The sequence below is a fragment of the Paraburkholderia sp. genome (assembly GCF_050742655.1).
GTDB lineage: Bacteria > Pseudomonadota > Gammaproteobacteria > Burkholderiales > Burkholderiaceae > Paraburkholderia.
On record NZ_JBOIGG010000005.1, the window covers coordinates 237,438 to 254,751 of the forward strand.

Genomic DNA, 17,314 nt, shown 5'->3' on the forward strand with positions numbered 1-17,314 from the left:
GGGGACCTGTTGGACTTTATGGGAAGATATCTGGCCGCCATATTGGCTCGATTGACATCTTTGATAGGAATCTTGCCATGAAGATCGTTGTCCTGGCGCTGGAGGGGGTGTTCGACACCGGACTCGCTACGATCCTCGACGCGTTCACCACGGCGAACGAACTCAGCGTCCTGACGCCCAACCCCGGCCAGAAATTCGCCGTCACGATCGGCGGCGTGCGTTCAGACGTCTTGACCGCCCAGGGGCTCCGCGTGCCGGTGACTCCGCTTGCCGACTGTCCGCTGCCGGATTGGGTCATCGTCCCGGCAATCGGTACCAAAACACCGGGTCCGCTGCAGCAGGCATTGACGCGCGAGGATGTCGCGGAGGCTGCGACGGCGCTGCGCGCCTGGGACGCGAGGGGCGTGTGCATCGCGGCCGCTTGCGTCGGCACGTTCCTGCTGGCCGAAAGCGGCCTGCTCGATCACCATGAGGCTACGACGAGCTGGTGGCTGGCGCCGCTATTCCGTCAGCGCTACCCGGCCGTACACCTTGACGCGCGGCGAATGGTGGTGCCGTCAGGCAGGTTTGCGACCGCCGGAGCGGCGCTCGGCCATATCGATCTCGCGCTCTGGCTGATCCGGCAGGCGAGTCCGGAGCTCGCGGCGCTGGTCGCGAGTTACCTCATCGTCGACGCCAGACCGTCGCAATCGGCCTACGCGATTTCTGACCATCTTGCCCATGCTGACCCGCTGGTCGCCCGCTTCGACCGCTGGGCACGCGAACGCCTTGACCAGGGATTCAATCTGGATCTGGCGGCTAGCGAACTCGCCACGAGCAAGCGAACGCTTGCCCGACGTATCCGCGACGTACTGGGCAAGACGCCGGTTGCCTACGTGCAGGATCTCAGGATCGAGCAGGCCGTACACCTGCTGAAAACCAGCGACACCAGTGTCGAGCAGATCGCCGGCATGGTCGGATATGCCGACGGGGTCACGCTTCGCACTCTGCTGCGCCGCCGCCTGGGCAAAGGCATTCGTGAGATCAAGGCCAACTACTAGCTGCTCCCGAATCTGTGCCCCTGGTGATCACCTGTATCGCCGCCTCCGCACGGCGACACCTCACCGCTCACGACTACCCCGCCGCACGACCGCCAACACCCGCCCTCGCCTGCCTGCGCCGATAAACCGTGTCCCGCGACGCGAGCCAGTAATACAGCGGCGACGTGAGCAGCAGCCCGATCACCCACGACAGATCCGCGCCGTCGAGATACTTCGGCACCGGGCCCGCATACATCGGCGTGTTCATGAACGGGATCTGCACGACGATGCCGATCCCATAAGCGATCAGTGCCTGCGGATTAAAGCGGCCGTAGATGCCGCCGTCCACCCGGAAGATCGACTGGATGTCGTACTTCCCCTTGTGAATCACGTAGAAGTCGATCAGGTTGATCGCGGTCCACGGCACCAGCACGACCAGCAGCGCGAGCACGAGATCGACCAGGTTGCCGACGAAGTTCGTCGACGCGCCGATCGCGCCATAGCAGCACGCGAGAAGAATCACGATCGACAGCACGGCACGCGACTTCGCGGTCGGAATCCAGCGATACGCGAACGTCTGCAGCGACGTGATGCTCGCGAGGACCGCGCCGTACAGATTCAGCGCGTTGTGGCTGATCACGCTCAGCAGGAAGAGGACGAGCATCGGTAGCCCGAGCGGTCCGGTGGCCTGCTTGACGGCGTCCATCGTGTCGGCGCCGGGCGGCACCGCGAGCACCGCCACCGCACCGAAGACAAACGCGAGCGTCGAGCCGATCGTGCAGCCGAGATACGTCGCCCAGAACGTCGACGCGACGCGCACGTTCTGCGGCAGATAGCGTGAATAGTCGGACACGTATGGCGCGAACGCGATTTGCCAGAGCGCCGACAACGAAACAGTCGCGAGCCAGCCGGCGATGTTGAAGCCGCCGCGCGTCAGAAAATCGCCGGTGGTCAGATGCGTGAGGATATAGCCGAACCCGACGAAAATACCGATGCCGAGTACCCATGTCCCGATGCGGTTCAGCATGTGGATGAAGCGATACCCGATGATGCCGATCAGCCCCGATCCCACCGCGCCGATCACGATGCCGACTGGAACCGGCACGCTGTTTTCGATGCCGTGCAGCGACTTCCCGGCGAGCACGATATTCGATGCGAAGAAGCCGACGTACATCACGCCTGCGATCAGCGTGACGAGCAGCGCGCCCCATGAGCCGAACTGTGCGCGGCTCTGGATCATTTGCGGAATGCCCATCTGCGGACCCTGCGCGGAATGCAGCGCCATCAGCACCGCCGACCGCCTGCCCGACGACGATCGCGACGATGCCCCACAGCAGGTTCAGGTGAAAGATCTGTACGCCGAGCGCGCCGGTGACAATGGGCAGCGGCGCGATGTTGCCGCCGAACCAGAGCGTGAACAGATCGCGCACTTTACCGTGACGATCTTCGGGCGGCACGTAGCCGATGGTGTGTTTTTCGATTAGTGGTGAGGTGGTGTGTTCTGTCGTGGTCAAAGTTTGTCTCCTATTCCAGCACTCTCAGCGGGCGGTCGCAAGATGCTCCATCAACCGCTCCAACATCGCCTCGCAAGCATCCATCTGTTCGACGCTCACAAACTCATCCGGCTTATGCCCCTGATCCATACTCCCCGGTCCGCACACCACCGCGGGAATACCGGCTTGATCGAAGAGCCCGCCTTCAGTACCAAACGCGACCGTAGCGAATTCCGTGGAGCCGCTGAGCAACGCCAGCAAACGCGCCGCTTCGCTATCAGGCGAAGTCGCGAGCGCCGGGTAAGCCGACAGCGGCTGCAACCGGATGTCCGTGTCCGACTTCACCGCGCGCATCTTCGGCAGCAACTCGGCGTCGGCATAGGTCTGCAATTCATCCGCGACAACTTGAGCATCGAAGCCCGGCAGCGCACGCACTTCGAAATCGAATTCGCATTCCGCCGGCACGATGTTGAGCGCACGGCCCCCTTTGATCGTGCCTGTCTGCACCGTCGAATACGGCGGGTCGAAACGCTCGTCGTGATGTTCGGGCTGCGACAGTTGCTCGCCGATCTGCTCCAGACGATTGATCAGACGCGCCGCGTATTGAATCGCGTTGACGCCATACGGCGCGTAGGCCGAATGGCAAGGCGCGCCCTTCACGCTACAGCGCATCGCCAGCTTGCCCTTGTGACCCAGCACCGGCTTCAACTCCGTCGGCTCGCCGATCAGACACAGAACCGGCCGGTGCGGACGTTTCTCGAGGTCCGCCAGCATCGATCGCACGCCAAGGCAGCCGACTTCCTCGTCGTACGAAAACGCGAGATGCACCGGTAACTCCAGCTCACGTTCGCGTTCGACGAACCGCGGCACCGCCGCCAGCACCGACGCGATGAAGCCCTTCATGTCCGCGGTACCGCGACCGTACAGACGCCCATCCCGTTCGGTGAGCGCGAACGGCTCGACGGTCCACGCCTGGCCATCGACCGGCACCACGTCGGTATGCCCCGACAGCACGATGCCGCCGCGATCGCGCGGGCCGATCGTCGCGAACAGATTGGCCTTGGTCCGCTCGGCGTTGTAGAACAGTTCGCTTTCGACGCCAAGATCGGCGAGGTATTGCCGGATGAAATCGATCATCTCCAGATTCGAATCGCGGCTGACGGTCGCAAAGCCGATCAGCCGTTCGAGCAGCGCGCGGCTGGAGCGGTCATTCATCGCCCGGCACTCCGTAGCTTGGCGCAGCGGTCGGATTCAACGCGCGCGTCACGTAGTCCTGCATCTGCGGCTGGTACGCGGTCCACAGATCGTGGAGCTTGCCGAGCGGATCGTCATCGGCCCAATCGATGCGCAGATCGACGAGCGGCCAGCTCTGGTCACCCATGATTTTCAGCGCCGCCGAATGCACGGGGCCCGCTTCGCCACCGGCCGACATCGCCGCATGCATCGCGGCGAGCAGACGCTCGGCGAGCGCGCCGGATGCGTTCTCGAACGCCGGAATCATCGCGTCGATCACGTGAACGCCCGCCAGCATGTTCCCCGCTGCCACGCATTGCGCACCGGCTACCGCGTGATACGTGCCGAGCGCTTCCTTGCCGCTAAAGAACGCCGTGCGGCCGCGTGCATCGATCACGGTCACCTGTCGATACTCGCTCCACGCGCTCGAACCGAGCGCATGTTCCAGCGCGGCGGCGGGATCGAGTCGTGCATGTTCGAGCGAATCGAGAATCTGCGGACCGAGCGCGGGCAGCGTGACGTTCTGCGTCGCCACCGCGCCGACGCCGGCGCGCACCCATGGACAGCGCGCGCCCACCGCGATACTCGAAGAACTGATCGCGATGCCCAGTTGCCCGGTTTCCTCGCAACGTCCGACGATCGAGAATGTCATGTTGGCTCCTCAGGCTTGCGGCGGTGTCCATCCATCGGGAATCACCGCGATCACGTCGATCTCCATCAACCATTGCGGCTGACCCAAAGCAGTCACGACGAGGCCCGTGGAAATCGGGAACACGCCCTTCAACCACTTGCCCACTTCCTGATACACCGGCTCGCGATAGCGGATGTCGGTGAGATACGTCGTCGTCTTGACGATGTGCGACAGGTCGCTGCCCGCCTCTTCCAGCAGTTGCTTGAGGTTCTTCATCGCCTGCTCGGCCTGGGCGCGCGGATCGCCGAGTCCGATCAGACGGCCGTCGAAATCCGTCCCGACCTGACCGCGCACGTAGACGGTATTGCCCGCGCGCACGGCCTGGCAAAGATCGTTATCGAGCGTCTGGTTCGGGTACGTATCCTTCGTGTTGAACATGCGGATACGGGTGTGCGTAGGTTGGCTCATCGATGCACCTTGATTTCAGAAGTAAAAGGAACGTGGTGTAGGACGTGTACACGTTTCAGCGCACGCCGAGCGCGCCGATCGTGCTGACGTGGCGAACCCGAAAACCGGTCGATGCATCCGCGGCATTTTCATCATGTGACTGTTCCGCACGAGGTTGCGACCCGTCGTATTGAGCGAGATATTTGCGCTGCGTGCCGATGTGGTCGGCGATATGCTTCGCGTCGTGCCAGACGCCCCAGATAAAAGCGGAGCCGCGACGCGACAGCCACGGCAGGCCAAGAAAATAAACGCCTGGCTCTTTCGACACGCCGCGCTGATGTTTCGGCTTGCCCTTGTCGTCGAATGCATCGACCTGCAGCCAGCTGAAATCGACCGCATAGCCGGTGGCCCAGACGATCGACGTCACGCCCGCCCCGGCGAGATCGAGTTCGAGAATCGGATGCGTCACGCACTCCGGATCCGCGGGGATGATGCGCACGTCGGGATCGTCGGGAAGATCGAGGCCGTTGCGCACCGCGTACGCGTCCGCGGCATCCAGCAGCGACAGATAGTTCTCGTCGCCGCGCGCGATGTTCTCCGCGAGATCCGCTTCGAACGTCGCGATGCCATCGTCGAACGAACGGGTCAGCCCGACGAGCGTGATCCCCTGATGCGCGAGCCGCCGGAAGTCGACCGTGTGGCCGCCGCGCGCACCGCTCACCGCGATCGTCACGTGTTCGCGGCCCGCCCGCATGACCTCGGCATCCCACTCGCCGAGCACGCCCAGCCACCAGCAGAAATCGCGTCCGCGATACGCGCGTGGCGGACGTTCGTGCGGCCCGACCGACAGATAGACCGGCCTGCCTGAACGCTGCAGTTCGTCGGCGATCTGCACGCCCGATGAACCCGCGCCCACCACCAGCACAGCGCCGGCGGGCAATTGCGCCGGGTTGCGATAGTCGGCGGAATGAATCTGCGTGAGGTGCCCGGTTTTCGGCGCAACAGAGGGAATCAAGGGACGCTGGAACGGCCCGGTCGCGACGACCACGCGATTGGCCTCGATCGTGCCGTCCGACGTATCGACGGTGAAACCTGGCCGGCCCACATTGCGCACGACCTTCGTCACTTCCACACCGGTGCGGATCGGCGCGTCGAACTTCCCTGCGTAGGCGGCGAAGTAATCAGCGACCTGATCCTTCGATGCGAACGCGTCCTGATCGACGTCGGCGAACTCGAGATTGGGAAAGCGGTCGTGCCAGGCGGGACCGTTCGCGACGAGCGAATCCCAGCGCCCCGTGCGCCAGCGCTCGGCGATGCGATCGCGCTCCAGCACGAGATGCGGTACGCCAAGCCGGCTCAGATGTTCGCTCATCGCGACGCCGGCCTGACCGGCGCCGACTACGAGCGTGTCGATTGACGTTGCTTCGACTGTCATGGCTGTGTCCTTCTGAAAGACGGATTGATTCGGTGCGACCACCAACCCAGGGGTCGCTTGTCTCCGTCAAAATCTACGCGTGTCTGCAGAATCTGAAAAATATATTTAAAAAATGCATAGCATCAGGTTTGGCTATGCAAGATTTTTTTGACCGCCTCACAATGTCGTGCACCGAAAGTCCGCACAGGAAGCACCCTCGATGGAAAACCACCCGCTGCGCTACTCGCTGCGCCAGTTGCGCTATTTCGTGGTCACGGCGGAAGCGCTGTCGTTTACCGCCGCGGCAAAACGGCTGCACATCTCGCAGCCGTCGATCTCGACCGCGCTCGCGGACCTCGAAGTGTCGTTCGGCGTACAGCTCTTCATACGGCATCACGCGAGCGGTCTGTCGCTTACGCAGGCGGGACGCGATCTGCTCGGGCAAGCGCGCAATCTGCTGAAGATCGCCGAGGAACTGCAGACCACCGCGAAGGAAATGGACGGCGGCATGACGGGCGCGATCGCGCTCGGCTGTCTCGTCTCGCTGGCACCGCCGTTGTTGCCCGGACTCATCAGCCGCTTCACGAGAGAACACGCGGGCATTTCGTTTCGCACCGTCGAAGCGCATCAGGACGGTCTGTTCAAGGGTCTGCACGACGGTTCGCTCGATATCGTGCTGACGTATAGCCTCGATCTGACCGAGGACATCGCGTTCACGCCGCTGTTGCCGCTGCCGCCTTACGCGATCCTGCCGGCCACGCATCGGCTGGCCCGTGCGCGCGGCAAGGTCTCGCTGGCCGACCTGCTGCCCGAGCCCTACGTGATGCTCGATCTGCCGCACAGCCGCGAGTATTTCGCCGCGCTGTTCGATGCGGCCGGCAGCCGGCCGGTGCCCGCGTTCCGTTCGTCGCAGCCGGAAGTCGTACGAGGAATGGTCGCGAACGGTCTCGGCTACAGCATCCTCAACTTTCCGCTCAAATCGACCCGCACTGTCGATGGCGAGGACTTCGTCATTAAACGTTTCAAGGAGAAGGTCAACGCGACGACGCTCGGCATCGCGCAGTCGCGCACGATGAAGCCGCGTCAGGTGGTGCAACGCTTCGCGTCGTTCTGCGAGACCTACATCCGGCGGCTTCATATCAATACGTGAGCAGCACTGGCTCTGTATAGGTAAAAGCTCTGCTTTGTATCCGAAAACAATATTTTGGCTGGCAATTTGGCTTGATAGATTGAGTCCATGTTGAAGCGATGCGGCGGCGCACCGGCAAAGAGCCCCGCGTTGCCGCTTTCACGGGGAAGAAACGCGGAGGGCCCATGGCTAACCCGGCAAGGACGATCACGGTGCAGGCGCTCGTCGACGCGTTGCGGACGGGTTGCGAGCGGCCATTCGGTGACGCGCATGCGATGCCGCCGTGTGTCTATACATCGCCCGAATTCCTGTCGCTCGAAGAACGCAACATCTTTGCGCGCGACTGGCAATGCGTGGGCCGCGCGAGCGCGCTGAAAGAACCCGGCGACTATCTGACGGCGCACATCGTCAACCAGCCGGTCGTCGTGATGCGCAACGAGCGGATGCAGCTGCGGGCCATGTCGAACGTCTGCCTGCACCGGATGTCGGTGCTGCTCGAAGGACGCGGCAACGTGCGCCGGATCGTGTGCCCGTATCACGCATGGAATTACTCGCTCGATGGCGCGCTCACCGGTGCGCCGCTGATGGACCGGCAGGCGAGCTTCTGCAAGGAAAACTACCGGCTGCCCGCCGTGCGCTGCGAGGAATGGCAGGGCTGGGTGTATGTAACGCTCGACGAAAACGCGCCGCCCGTTCGTACGCAGCTCGCCGAACTGAGCGAACTGATCGGCGCTTACGGCATGTCCGACTACGTCGAGACCTTCCATGAAGAGCACGTGTGGGACACCAACTGGAAGATCCTCGCGGAAAACTTCATGGAGAGTTACCACCTGCCGATGCTGCATCGCGCGACGGTGGGCCCGCATTCGCGGCTCGAAGAAATGGAATGTCCGCCAGGTCACGCCGCGTTCAACTACCATTGGATTACGAAGGAAGCGTCGCTGCCGATCGGCAATGCGCATCCGGACAACACGCGTCTCACGGGACACTGGCGCAAGACCACCGCATTGCTCGCGATCTACCCGACGCATCTGGTCACGCTGACGCCCGGCTACTTCTGGTACCTCGTGCTGCAGCCGCGAGGCGTCGACCGCGTGCATATCCGTTTCGGCGGAGGGCTCGCGCCGGAGTTCATCGCCGATCCCGAAGCGGTCACACACATGGCGACGCTGAAAAAACTGCTCGACGAAGTGAACGCAGAAGACCGGCGCGGCGTAGAGGCGGTGTTTCGCGGCGTGCATGCACCGCTCGCGAAGCCCGGTCATCTCAGCCATCTCGAACGCCCCAACTATGACTTCGCGCGCTACCTCGCGGGCAAAGTCGACACGGACTAAAGCACATTGAGCACACCGGCACCTGGACAGGACGCGATCACGATGTCAAATCTTTCCTACATCTCGTTCTCGGGCGTGAGCAAATCGTATGACGGCGCGCATTACGTCGTCGACGATCTGAACCTCGACGTGCACAAGGGTGAATTCCTGTCGCTGCTCGGACCGTCAGGCTCGGGCAAGACGACCACGCTGATGATGCTCGCGGGCTTCGAATCGCCGACGCACGGCGAGATCCGCCTCGACGGACGACGGCTCGACGACAAGCCGCCGCATCAGCGTGACATCGGCATGGTGTTCCAGAACTACGCGCTGTTCCCGCATCTGACGGTCGCGGAGAACGTCGCGTTTCCGCTTTCCGTCCGGCACGTGAGCCGCGCCGAGCAAAAAACGCGCGTGAAGCGCGCACTCGAGATGATCGAGTTGCCGCATCTGGCGAACCGCCGTCCCGTGCAACTCTCCGGCGGCCAGCAGCAGCGCGTGGCACTTGCGCGCGCGCTCGTGTTCGAACCGAGCGTCGTACTGATGGACGAACCGCTCGGCGCACTCGACAAGCGCCTGCGCGAAACGATGCAATACGAAATCATGCGGCTGCATCGCGAGCTGTCGCTGACGATCGTCTACGTGACGCACGATCAAGCCGAAGCGCTGACGATGTCGGACCGCGTCGCCGTGTTTTCCGACGGACGCATCCAGCAGGCCGCCACGCCCAGCGAGCTTTACGAGAACGCGCAGAACGCATTCGTCGCGAACTTCGTCGGCGAGAACAACGGGTTGACGGGACGCGTCGCCGACGTAACCGACGACCTCGCGACGCTCGTGCTCGCGGACGGCAACGCGATTCGCGGCCGTTGCGAACACGGCCTGCAATCCGGCGACGAGGCGATGCTCGCGCTGCGCCCCGAGCGCGCGCATATCGCGGGCCCGGAAGGCACGCACGTCGACGACCAGAACAACGTGGTGCGCGCGCATGTCGACGAGCTGGTGTATTGCGGCGATCACCATCGCGTGCACCTGACGCTCGGCTCGCGCGACGGCCTCGTCGTCAAGGTGCCCAATACGCAGCGTCACGCACTGCCGTCACCGGGCAGCACGATCGACATCGCCTGGCGCCACGACGACTGCAAGATCCTCGCAATGGACGCACCGCGCAGCACATCCACAACCCGCCCCACCCTACCGCCGTCCTCTTCCATCATCACGACCGCTACAGCAGGAGCCAACTGACATGCGCACCTTCATCCAATCACAATGCGCCGTATTTGCAGCACTCGCTTTTACCACCGTTGCCGTTCACGCCGCGGAGACGCTTTCCGTCGTGACGTTCGGCGGCGCCTACGAGGCGGCTGCCAAGAAAGCGTACTTCGAGCCGTTCACGCAGGCGACCGGCGTGGACTTCTCGACCGAATCGTATGACGGCGGTCTCGCCAAACTCTCCGCGATGGAACAGGCGAAGAACACCACGTGGGACCTGATCGACCTCGAAACGAACGATGCGATCACCGCGTGCGACGAAGGTCTGCTCAAGAAGTTCGACCGGAAGACGATCGGCAAGACGAGCGATTTCATTCCCGGCTCGATCAGCGATTGCGCGGTAGCGAGCATGGTGTGGTCCACGGTCTACGCGTACGACGCGAGCAAGCTCAAGACCGCGCCGACAACCGTGAACGACTTCTTCGATCTGCAGAAATTCCCCGGCAAGCGCGGCCTGCGCAAGTCGCCGAAGGTCACGATGGAATGGGCTTTGATCGCCGATGGCGTCGATCCGAAGGACGTCTACAAGGTGCTCGGCACGCCGGCTGGCGTCGATCGCGCGTTCAAGAAACTCGACACGATCAAGAAGAGCATCGTGTGGTGGGAGGCAGGCGCGCAGGCACCGCAGCTGCTCGCGGACGGCGCGGTCGTGATGACCCAGGCGTACAACGGCCGCATCAGCGATGCCGCGCAGAAGGACAACAAGCCGTTCAAGTCGGTCTGGGACGCGCAGGTCTACGACTACGACTGGTGGGGCGTTCCGGCAGGCTCGAAGCACGCCGACACTGCTGCGAAGTTCATCGTCTTCGCGTCGCAGCCGAAGCAGTATGCGGACCTCACCAAGTACATCGCGTATGCGCCGCCGCGCAAGGATGCGGTCGCGCTCATCGACAAGCAGCGCCTCGCCGATCTGCCGACCTCGCCCGCGAACTTCAAGCGTGCGCTGCAAATCAACGCAGGCTTCTGGGCCGACAACGCGGACCAGATCAACAAGCGCTTCCAGGTGTGGCTGACGCAGTAACGTCAACGTCGAACGAAGGCTCAACTTGACTACTAGCATGCCCGTGTCGGCTCAGACCGCGGCCCAAGGCTCTCCAACGGGAGCCGACGGCCGCGCGTCGTATCGAAAGGCGCGGCGCCGCGCATCGCTGCAGGCGCTGTTGCTCGCGTTACCGCTGATCGTGTTTCTACTGTCGACGTTCATCGCACCGATCGCGCTGCTGCTCGCGCGCAGCGTGCAGAACCGCGAAGTGCCCGACAGCATGCCCGCGCTGACACGCGCGCTCAATGCATGGGACGGCCACGGTGTGCCCGACGAGCATACGTTCGCGCTGCTCGCCACGGGACTCAGGGACGCGCAGCAAAACGAACAGCTCGGCAACGTCGCGCGGCGTCTGAACTTCGCGCAGGCCGGGTTTCGCAGCCTGTTCCTGCGCACCGCGCGTCAGTTGCCGACGGACGCGCCGCCCGCATGGAAGCCCGCGCTGATCGAACTCGACGAACGCTGGGGGGCACCGGAAACCTGGCGCCTGCTCAAACGCGCGGCCGCGTCGCCGACGCCGGACTATCTGCTCGCCGCCGTCGATGCGCAGGTGACGCCGCAGGGTTCAGTCGCCTCCTTGCCGGACAACGCGTCGGTCTATCGGCAGGCCTTTTTGCGAACGATCTCGATCAGCGGATCCGTCACGCTGCTGTGCCTGCTGCTCGGTTACCCGGTCGCGTGGCTGCTCGCGAATCTCCCCGCAAAAAGCAGCAACCGGCTGATGCTCTTCGTGATCGTACCGTTCTGGACGTCGCTGCTCGTGCGAACAACTGCATGGTATGTGCTGCTGCAGCCAGGCGGCGTCATCAACAGCCTGCTGATGGGACTTCATCTCACGACGCATCCCGTGCCGCTCGTATTCAATCGCGTGGGCGTGCTGATCGGCATGACGCACATCCTGCTGCCTTATATGATCCTCGCGATCTATTCGGTGATGAAGGGTGTGTCGCCCGTGTACGTGCGCGCGGCGCAATCGCTCGGCGCGCATCCGTTTACCGCGCTGGTCCGCGTGTACATCCCGCAGACGCTGCCGGGTGTCGGCGCGGGCTGCTTCCTCGTCTTCGTGCTCGCGCTCGGCTACTACATCACGCCTGCCTTGCTCGGCGGCGCAGGCGACGAGATGATCAGCCAGCTCATCGCGCTGCAGACGAACACACAGCTCAACTGGGGGCTCGCCGGCGCGCTGTCGGCGTACCTCGTGATCTTCACGGCGATTTTCTATTTCGTGTTCAACCGGCTGGTCGGCATCGACCGGCTGCGGTTCGGTTGAGTGCCCCGTACAGGACCCGACGACATGCAGGATCAACGCAACAAGGTGCTGACGGAACGCATCGCTTCGCGCTGGGTGCGCCTGCATACCGCGGTCGTGCTGTTCTTTCTGATCGCGCCGATTCTCGCGATCATTCCGCTGTCGTTCAATTCGGGGGCGTACTTTTCGTACCCGATGCAGGGTTTTTCGCTGCGCTGGTACGAACAGGCGCTCACGAGCCCGGACTGGCAGCGTTCGCTGCTGAACAGCATCGGCATTGGCGCCGCGTCGACGCTGATCGCCACCTGCCTCGGCACGCTCGCTGCGCTGGGCCTGAGCCGCACGCAGTTTCCACTGCGCTCGCTGATCATGCCTATCATCATCTCGCCGATGATCGTGCCGATCGTCGTCGTTGCGGCGGGCTTCTATCTGATCTTCGCGCCGCTCGGGCTCGTGAATTCTTATCCCGGTGTCGTGCTCGCGCATGCGGCACTCGGCACGCCGTTCGTCGTGATCACCGTCACCGCGTCGCTGCTTTCGTTCGATCAGAGTCTGCTGCGCGCGTCGTCGGGCCTCGGTGCGACACCGTGGGTGACGTTCAGGCGCGTGACGCTGCCGCTCATCACGCCGGCGGTCGCGACCGGCAGCGTGTTCGCGTTCGCGACGTCGTTCGACGAAGTGATCGTGATTCTGTTTATCGGCGGGCCGGAGCAAAAGACCGTGCCGCGGCAGATGTGGAGCGGCATCCGCGACTCGATCGATCCATCGATCCTCGCGGTCGCGACGATGCTGATCGTGTTCGCGGTGCTGCTCTTCGCGAGCATTACGTGGCTGCGCGGCCGTACGGCTGCGGCGAGCCAGGCGCTCGTCTGAAGCCGCACGTCGAAACGTAGGCGCGCCGCGCCCGGATCAGGTCGTCGCGAGACCCGATTGCTGTGCCGCCTGCATGACCTTCGTCACGTAGGTCGGGTCCCCGGTGCCGGCGGGTGTCGAGTTCAGATTGTTGACGTCGACGCCGTTCGGGCCGGAGTTGTACGCGCGCAGCGCAGCCTGCGTGTTGTCGCCGAATTGCGTCGACAGCGCCTGCATGTATTTCGCGCCCGCCATGATGTTGTTGCCCGGGTCCGAGATGTTGCCGCCGCCGTACTGCTGGAACTCGTTGTCTCCGAGTTGCATCAGGCCGCCGCCGGGCGTGTTCGCGATCCCCTTCGACTCCTGCCAGATCTGTCCCGCGAGAATACCGGGCGGGACGCCGGTGGCGTCCGAGGCTGCCGCGATCTGAGTGCTGTACTTGCTCGCGACCTGGGCCGGCGTCAGGTCGGTGCCAGGGGCCGCAGTCACGTCTCCCACCGACGATGTCCCCGAAGACGGCGCTGACCCTGCCGGCGGCTGCGTGGCTGGCGGCGTCGCTGCCAGCGTCTGTGGAGGCGTCGCTCCTCCTGCTCCTCCCGCGCCTCCCGTGGACGGCGGCACCGACCCGCTCGATGCGGCCAGTTGCGGCATCGACGAACCCGGTGACGATCCCGGCGAGGCCCCGCCGACCGACGGCGTACCGCCGCTGTCGTTCGAGCCACCCTGCATCTGCTGCAGCAGGAACTGGATCATCTGCAGCAACTGCTCGAGAAACTGCATGCTCTGCGTCGACGAGCTCTGCGACGGATCACCCAGGCTGGTGTCCAGAGACAGAGATTGATTCCCATTGATGTTGATCATGCTCCACTCCCGCGCACGGTTGACTTGCGATGATTATCGGGCGGTAGTTTGCTGGGCACGAAGAGGCGATGCGAAGTGACGGATGGGGATGCGAAGCGGGAGGTCGAAGTGCGGGGTCGACTGCGTCACGACTTTCGACCGTCCGCGCTTCGCACCCCGCGCGCATCATTCGCAACGCGTCGATCGCAGCAAGCCGGGCCGCGATACCGTCGGGACACGCAATATGCCCGTATCGAGAAATTCCAGTATGCCGATCCAGTCCCCCGCAGCGCTTCCGGTCTCGTCGCTTCCGCCGTCATCCCATACACCCGCGCCTCGAACGTCGGTCTCAGGACCGACTGCGCCTGAACGTTCCCGTCCCTCGATCAGCGAAGGACCGCTCGGACCCATCGCCGAACGGCGGCGATCGTCGGTCGCATCGACGATCTCCGTTTCGTCCGTGTCCGCCACGCTAAGCGAAAACAAGGTAGCCAACATCACGGCGAGAGCTATTAGCGAAGCGCAGCGGGAATTGACCGACGTCGAAAAGATCATCTGCAAGCAATACATGAGCGAAGATCACCTCAGGTCGATCACTGTTGCCTCGAAGATGATGGGGGTAGCGATAAGCTTCCGGCCTGCCGGCGAGGCGTCGCTTAAGCGTCAAGCCGAGGGCGCGCCCACCAAGGGACACGACATTCTCGAAAAGACGGTCAAGCTCAGCAAGCTGGAAGAGGTTTACGGCAAGGCTGCGGCGCAGACCCGCCTGGAGCAGATGGAGAAAAACGATATCGACGGATTCGTCGGCCATTGGGGCGAGCATGGTTTGCTCGGGCTGTACGTCGACCCTGACGCCGAGAAAAACGAAAATCTCGCGCCGTTCCTCGAGAAGCTTCCGGACGGAAAACTCTACTATCCCATCGATCACGACAAGCTCGAGGAAAGCCTGGCGCCGCTGCGAGCGCACGAACCGGACTGGAAGAAAAAGGTACTCACCGGAGACTGCGACATACACGACATGATCAATCTCCAGGGTAACCGGAGTCCGATCACCGCGGGCAGCGCCGACGAACAGCGTGTACGACAGGCAATCAATACGGCAGTCGCCGCAACGGATCCCAACCGCCCGCTCGATGCACCCGCCATGGCAATCGTTCAGCACGGGCCGCAATACAACTATGTGGCCTACATGAAGTCGATTGAAAGCGGCAAGCCGATCGACGACAACGTCGCCAGGCCTTCGCTCCCGGTCGCCATGTGCGTCCGCGGAACATGGAGCATCATCTCGACGGAAAAGGAACTCGGGAAATTCTATAAAAGCCTGGGCGTGGAAATCAAGGACGGCTGGAATGCCGGCGATACCGGGTCGCGTCGATCGTCGCTCGCTGGGCCCCATAGCAATGAATCTTCGCCCGCCCCTTCACGACGTGGTTCGATGCAAACGCAGGCGCGGGCGCAGGCCGACGGTCGTCGTCCGTCGCTTCCCCTCATTTTTGCGCGCCGCAACTCGGTTCAACCGCTGGATCCTGCGGTCCAGTTTTCCGATCCATTCGCGGGGGCACCCCGTCCCCTTCCGTTACGACGTGGTTCGACCCAGAGCAATCTGTCTGCGCCCACGGCGCAAACCAGTTTTCCGTCGTTCACGAATCCCTTCGCTTCCAGCTTTACGCCAAGCTCCTTGAGTCAGGTCGCGTCCACCGTCGATGACGAGCATGTAAGCGATAGCGGAACCGCTGGCAATGACGCTACGCGGACAGGTTAAAAAGGAAGGCGCCTGTCGACCAACGTCGTCACTCCCGATTTTCTCGATTGCCCGCCCGAAACAACGCCACCCCGAGGATCCCTTTACAATCCAGCACTTCGATCCGGAATCGTGACGAGCGCCATGAAAACCTTCCTCGCATCGGCACTAGCCGTCGTCATCGCGGCCACATGCCTGGCCACAAGCGTGGCCGCCCTAGCCCAGGATGCCCCCACACGGCAGTGCGCCATCGGCACCGTCACGGGCGTCGGCGGGGCGGCGCAGAGCATGCGCGACTACCTGGCCGCGCCCAGCCGGGACCGGTATCGCCTCGTCAACGAGAACCCGATCCAGTGCCAGGTCTCCGACGACGGTCACGCGTCCGCCTGCACCGGCCTCGAGAATCTGCGGAACGAACGGGTCAGCGTGTACGACGATATCGACGCCACGACGATGTCCGTGGTCGCACGCATCGAACTCGATCACGGGCAAACCTATCCGGTAATCATCGTCGTGCAGAAGAAGGATGTGCGCTGCGAGGAGTCAGGAGAGTGAGGCGGAGAAACGCGGAAGGAAAAGCATCCCGTACCGCCGGGCGCCGTCGGACTGGCGCTGCCCGGATGTGCATTGCGGCGCCGACCGCCGCGTGACGGTGCCAGTTCCCCGGGCGCCCGGCATACCGGATCGCTTTCGTCGCATTTAACGACATCGGCGGGGTTGCCGCGCAGACGGGGTTTCCCTGATGGACACCGGACCGGACCGCAACACCGGTCGCGGCGCGCCACCGTCGTCAGCCCTCAGCCCGGTCCATCGTTCACCGCGACGCCCGGCCAGACGATCTCCAGTTCCAGCGCGATCGAACGCGCGAGCCCTTCCATGTCGGGGAACAGCGAAGCGTTGGTGATGTTCATCCGGTACAGCGAGCGCATCGCGTCCTCGCGAACCGACGGCGGCAGCACGATCTTGCGCAGCAGTTCGTCGTCGCTCGAATAGTTGTTCAGGATCTCGTCGAGCGTTTTCTGCAGCAGTCCCGGCAACACGAACGTGCCGGCCTGCGCGATCAGCCGCTGGTCCATCTCCGACGGCTCGCCGAACCAGATCACCGGGTTCTTGTCGGTCAGGAAAAACTTCTCGAAGTTGCCTTTGCGGCGCGGGTCGATCATGTCGCGCGTGAGATGCGGCGTGGTCGTCGGGTATGCGCGGTTGGTCCACAGCGCCGGCGTGTTGACCGCGTAGATCGCCGCATCGGAGACGGCCCGTTCGAGCGCGAAAAACGCGGCGACGTACGGCGATTTCGTGAAGTCGAGCAGCCGGGTCGGTGCGCCATGATGCTGCATCAGCCCGAGGCAGCGCAGGTCGTCGGACAGCGCGCGCACGTCGGACAGATAGTTGTGCGCCTTGCGCCGGAAGATGCGGATCGCGCGCTGCTCCTGAATGCGCCACGTGGAGCGGTCGGCAACGAACGCGGACAGATAGCGCGACAGCGAGCTCTGCAGCGGCCAGTTGGCGTCCTGCTGACCGCGAAACGCCCAGCCGTCGAGCTCGGACGTCAAGCCCATGAATTGCTGCCAGCTCGAAACCACCGTCGTTTTCACGTCGTCCACCTCGTCCGGTCATTCACGCTTCGTATCATCCCCTG

15 protein-coding genes and 1 pseudogene are annotated in these 17,314 nt (G+C 63.5%); 9 read left to right on the forward strand and 7 right to left on the reverse strand.

Features of this window, described 5'->3' with window-relative positions:
- The first annotated feature begins 77 nt into the window (after positions 1–77).
- A complete protein-coding gene (locus ACREXZ_RS09945) occupies positions 78–1,040 on the forward strand; it encodes a GlxA family transcriptional regulator (protein WP_431763882.1) in 963 nt (320 codons plus the stop codon).
- A 73-nt stretch (positions 1,041–1,113) separates the two neighbouring features.
- Here ACREXZ_RS09945 and ACREXZ_RS09950 read toward each other — a convergent pair.
- The 5 genes and pseudogenes from ACREXZ_RS09950 to ACREXZ_RS09970 form a co-directional block, all read right to left on the reverse strand.
- A pseudogene (locus ACREXZ_RS09950) lies at positions 1,114–2,533 on the reverse strand (purine-cytosine permease family protein).
- Between the two features lie 24 nt (positions 2,534–2,557).
- Positions 2,558–3,727, reverse strand: coding sequence for an acetylornithine deacetylase (argE, locus tag ACREXZ_RS09955; RefSeq protein ID WP_431763883.1), 1,170 nt, complete (start codon positions 3,725–3,727; stop codon positions 2,558–2,560).
- Complete coding sequence (locus ACREXZ_RS09960) at positions 3,720–4,397, reverse strand: DUF1028 domain-containing protein (protein ID WP_431763884.1); 678 nt, start codon at positions 4,395–4,397, stop codon at positions 3,720–3,722. The genes argE and ACREXZ_RS09960 overlap by 8 nt, the downstream gene beginning before the upstream one ends.
- Before the next feature lie 9 nt (positions 4,398–4,406).
- Positions 4,407–4,844 (reverse strand): RidA family protein, encoded by a 438-nt coding sequence (locus ACREXZ_RS09965; protein WP_431763885.1) that lies wholly within the window; start codon positions 4,842–4,844, stop codon positions 4,407–4,409.
- Positions 4,845–4,899: 55 nt separating this feature from the next.
- Positions 4,900–6,258: a flavin-containing monooxygenase gene (locus tag ACREXZ_RS09970; protein ID WP_431763886.1), complete on the reverse strand. Its 1,359-nt coding sequence runs from the start codon at positions 6,256–6,258 to the stop codon at positions 4,900–4,902.
- A gap of 199 nt (positions 6,259–6,457) precedes the next feature.
- Here ACREXZ_RS09970 and ACREXZ_RS09975 point away from each other — a divergent pair, with 199 nt between their 5' ends.
- The 6 genes from ACREXZ_RS09975 (at position 6,458) to ACREXZ_RS10000 (ending at position 13,115) form a co-directional block, all read left to right on the forward strand.
- Positions 6,458–7,387, forward strand: coding sequence for a LysR family transcriptional regulator (locus ACREXZ_RS09975; protein ID WP_431763887.1), 930 nt, complete (start codon positions 6,458–6,460; stop codon positions 7,385–7,387).
- A 164-nt stretch (positions 7,388–7,551) separates the two neighbouring features.
- A complete protein-coding gene (locus ACREXZ_RS09980) occupies positions 7,552–8,700 on the forward strand; it encodes an SRPBCC family protein (protein WP_431763888.1) in 1,149 nt (382 codons plus the stop codon).
- 42 nt (positions 8,701–8,742) lie between these two features.
- Positions 8,743–9,924, forward strand: coding sequence for an ABC transporter ATP-binding protein (locus ACREXZ_RS09985; protein WP_431763889.1), 1,182 nt, complete (start codon positions 8,743–8,745; stop codon positions 9,922–9,924).
- A gap of 1 nt (position 9,925) precedes the next feature.
- Positions 9,926–10,972: an ABC transporter substrate-binding protein gene (locus ACREXZ_RS09990; protein WP_431763890.1), complete on the forward strand. Its 1,047-nt coding sequence runs from the start codon at positions 9,926–9,928 to the stop codon at positions 10,970–10,972.
- Between the two features lie 37 nt (positions 10,973–11,009).
- Positions 11,010–12,263 (forward strand): ABC transporter permease, encoded by a 1,254-nt coding sequence (locus ACREXZ_RS09995; RefSeq protein WP_431763970.1) that lies wholly within the window; start codon positions 11,010–11,012, stop codon positions 12,261–12,263.
- Positions 12,264–12,287: 24 nt separating this feature from the next.
- Positions 12,288–13,115, forward strand: a complete 828-nt coding sequence (locus ACREXZ_RS10000) for an ABC transporter permease (RefSeq protein ID WP_431763891.1) — start codon at positions 12,288–12,290, stop codon at positions 13,113–13,115.
- A 36-nt stretch (positions 13,116–13,151) separates the two neighbouring features.
- On the opposite strand, the gene ACREXZ_RS10005 is transcribed toward ACREXZ_RS10000, so the two are convergent.
- Positions 13,152–13,955: a lytic transglycosylase domain-containing protein gene (locus ACREXZ_RS10005; RefSeq protein WP_431763892.1), complete on the reverse strand. Its 804-nt coding sequence runs from the start codon at positions 13,953–13,955 to the stop codon at positions 13,152–13,154.
- A gap of 439 nt (positions 13,956–14,394) precedes the next feature.
- On the opposite strand from ACREXZ_RS10005, the gene ACREXZ_RS10010 reads away from it, so the two are divergent.
- Both ACREXZ_RS10010 and ACREXZ_RS10015 read left to right on the forward strand, forming a co-directional pair.
- A complete protein-coding gene (locus ACREXZ_RS10010) occupies positions 14,395–15,696 on the forward strand; it encodes a hypothetical protein (RefSeq protein WP_431763893.1) in 1,302 nt (433 codons plus the stop codon).
- Positions 15,697–15,819: 123 nt separating this feature from the next.
- Entirely contained in the window at positions 15,820–16,230 is a 411-nt protein-coding gene (locus ACREXZ_RS10015) for a hypothetical protein (RefSeq protein ID WP_431763894.1), read from the forward strand.
- 242 nt (positions 16,231–16,472) lie between these two features.
- On the opposite strand, the gene ACREXZ_RS10020 is transcribed toward ACREXZ_RS10015, so the two are convergent.
- Entirely contained in the window at positions 16,473–17,270 is a 798-nt protein-coding gene (locus ACREXZ_RS10020; RefSeq protein ID WP_431763895.1) for an FRG domain-containing protein, read from the reverse strand.
- Positions 17,271–17,314: the final 44 nt, after the last annotated feature.

Coding starts and splice junctions, on each gene's coding strand:
- ACREXZ_RS10005 (WP_431763892.1), bottom strand. CDS start 13,955: ATGATCAACATCAATGGGAATCAATCTCTGTCTCTGGACACCAGCCTG.
- ACREXZ_RS09995 (WP_431763970.1), top strand. CDS start 11,010: ATGCCCGTGTCGGCTCAGACCGCGGCCCAAGGCTCTCCAACGGGAGCC.
- ACREXZ_RS09985 (WP_431763889.1), top strand. CDS start 8,743: ATGTCAAATCTTTCCTACATCTCGTTCTCGGGCGTGAGCAAATCGTAT.
- ACREXZ_RS09970 (WP_431763886.1), bottom strand. CDS start 6,258: ATGACAGTCGAAGCAACGTCAATCGACACGCTCGTAGTCGGCGCCGGT.
- ACREXZ_RS09945 (WP_431763882.1), top strand. CDS start 78: ATGAAGATCGTTGTCCTGGCGCTGGAGGGGGTGTTCGACACCGGACTC.
- ACREXZ_RS09960 (WP_431763884.1), bottom strand. CDS start 4,397: ATGACATTCTCGATCGTCGGACGTTGCGAGGAAACCGGGCAACTGGGC.
- ACREXZ_RS10000 (WP_431763891.1), top strand. CDS start 12,288: ATGCAGGATCAACGCAACAAGGTGCTGACGGAACGCATCGCTTCGCGC.
- ACREXZ_RS09980 (WP_431763888.1), top strand. CDS start 7,552: ATGGCTAACCCGGCAAGGACGATCACGGTGCAGGCGCTCGTCGACGCG.
- ACREXZ_RS09975 (WP_431763887.1), top strand. CDS start 6,458: ATGGAAAACCACCCGCTGCGCTACTCGCTGCGCCAGTTGCGCTATTTC.
- ACREXZ_RS09965 (WP_431763885.1), bottom strand. CDS start 4,844: ATGAGCCAACCTACGCACACCCGTATCCGCATGTTCAACACGAAGGAT.
- ACREXZ_RS09990 (WP_431763890.1), top strand. CDS start 9,926: ATGCGCACCTTCATCCAATCACAATGCGCCGTATTTGCAGCACTCGCT.
- ACREXZ_RS10015 (WP_431763894.1), top strand. CDS start 15,820: ATGAAAACCTTCCTCGCATCGGCACTAGCCGTCGTCATCGCGGCCACA.
- argE (WP_431763883.1), bottom strand. CDS start 3,727: ATGAATGACCGCTCCAGCCGCGCGCTGCTCGAACGGCTGATCGGCTTT.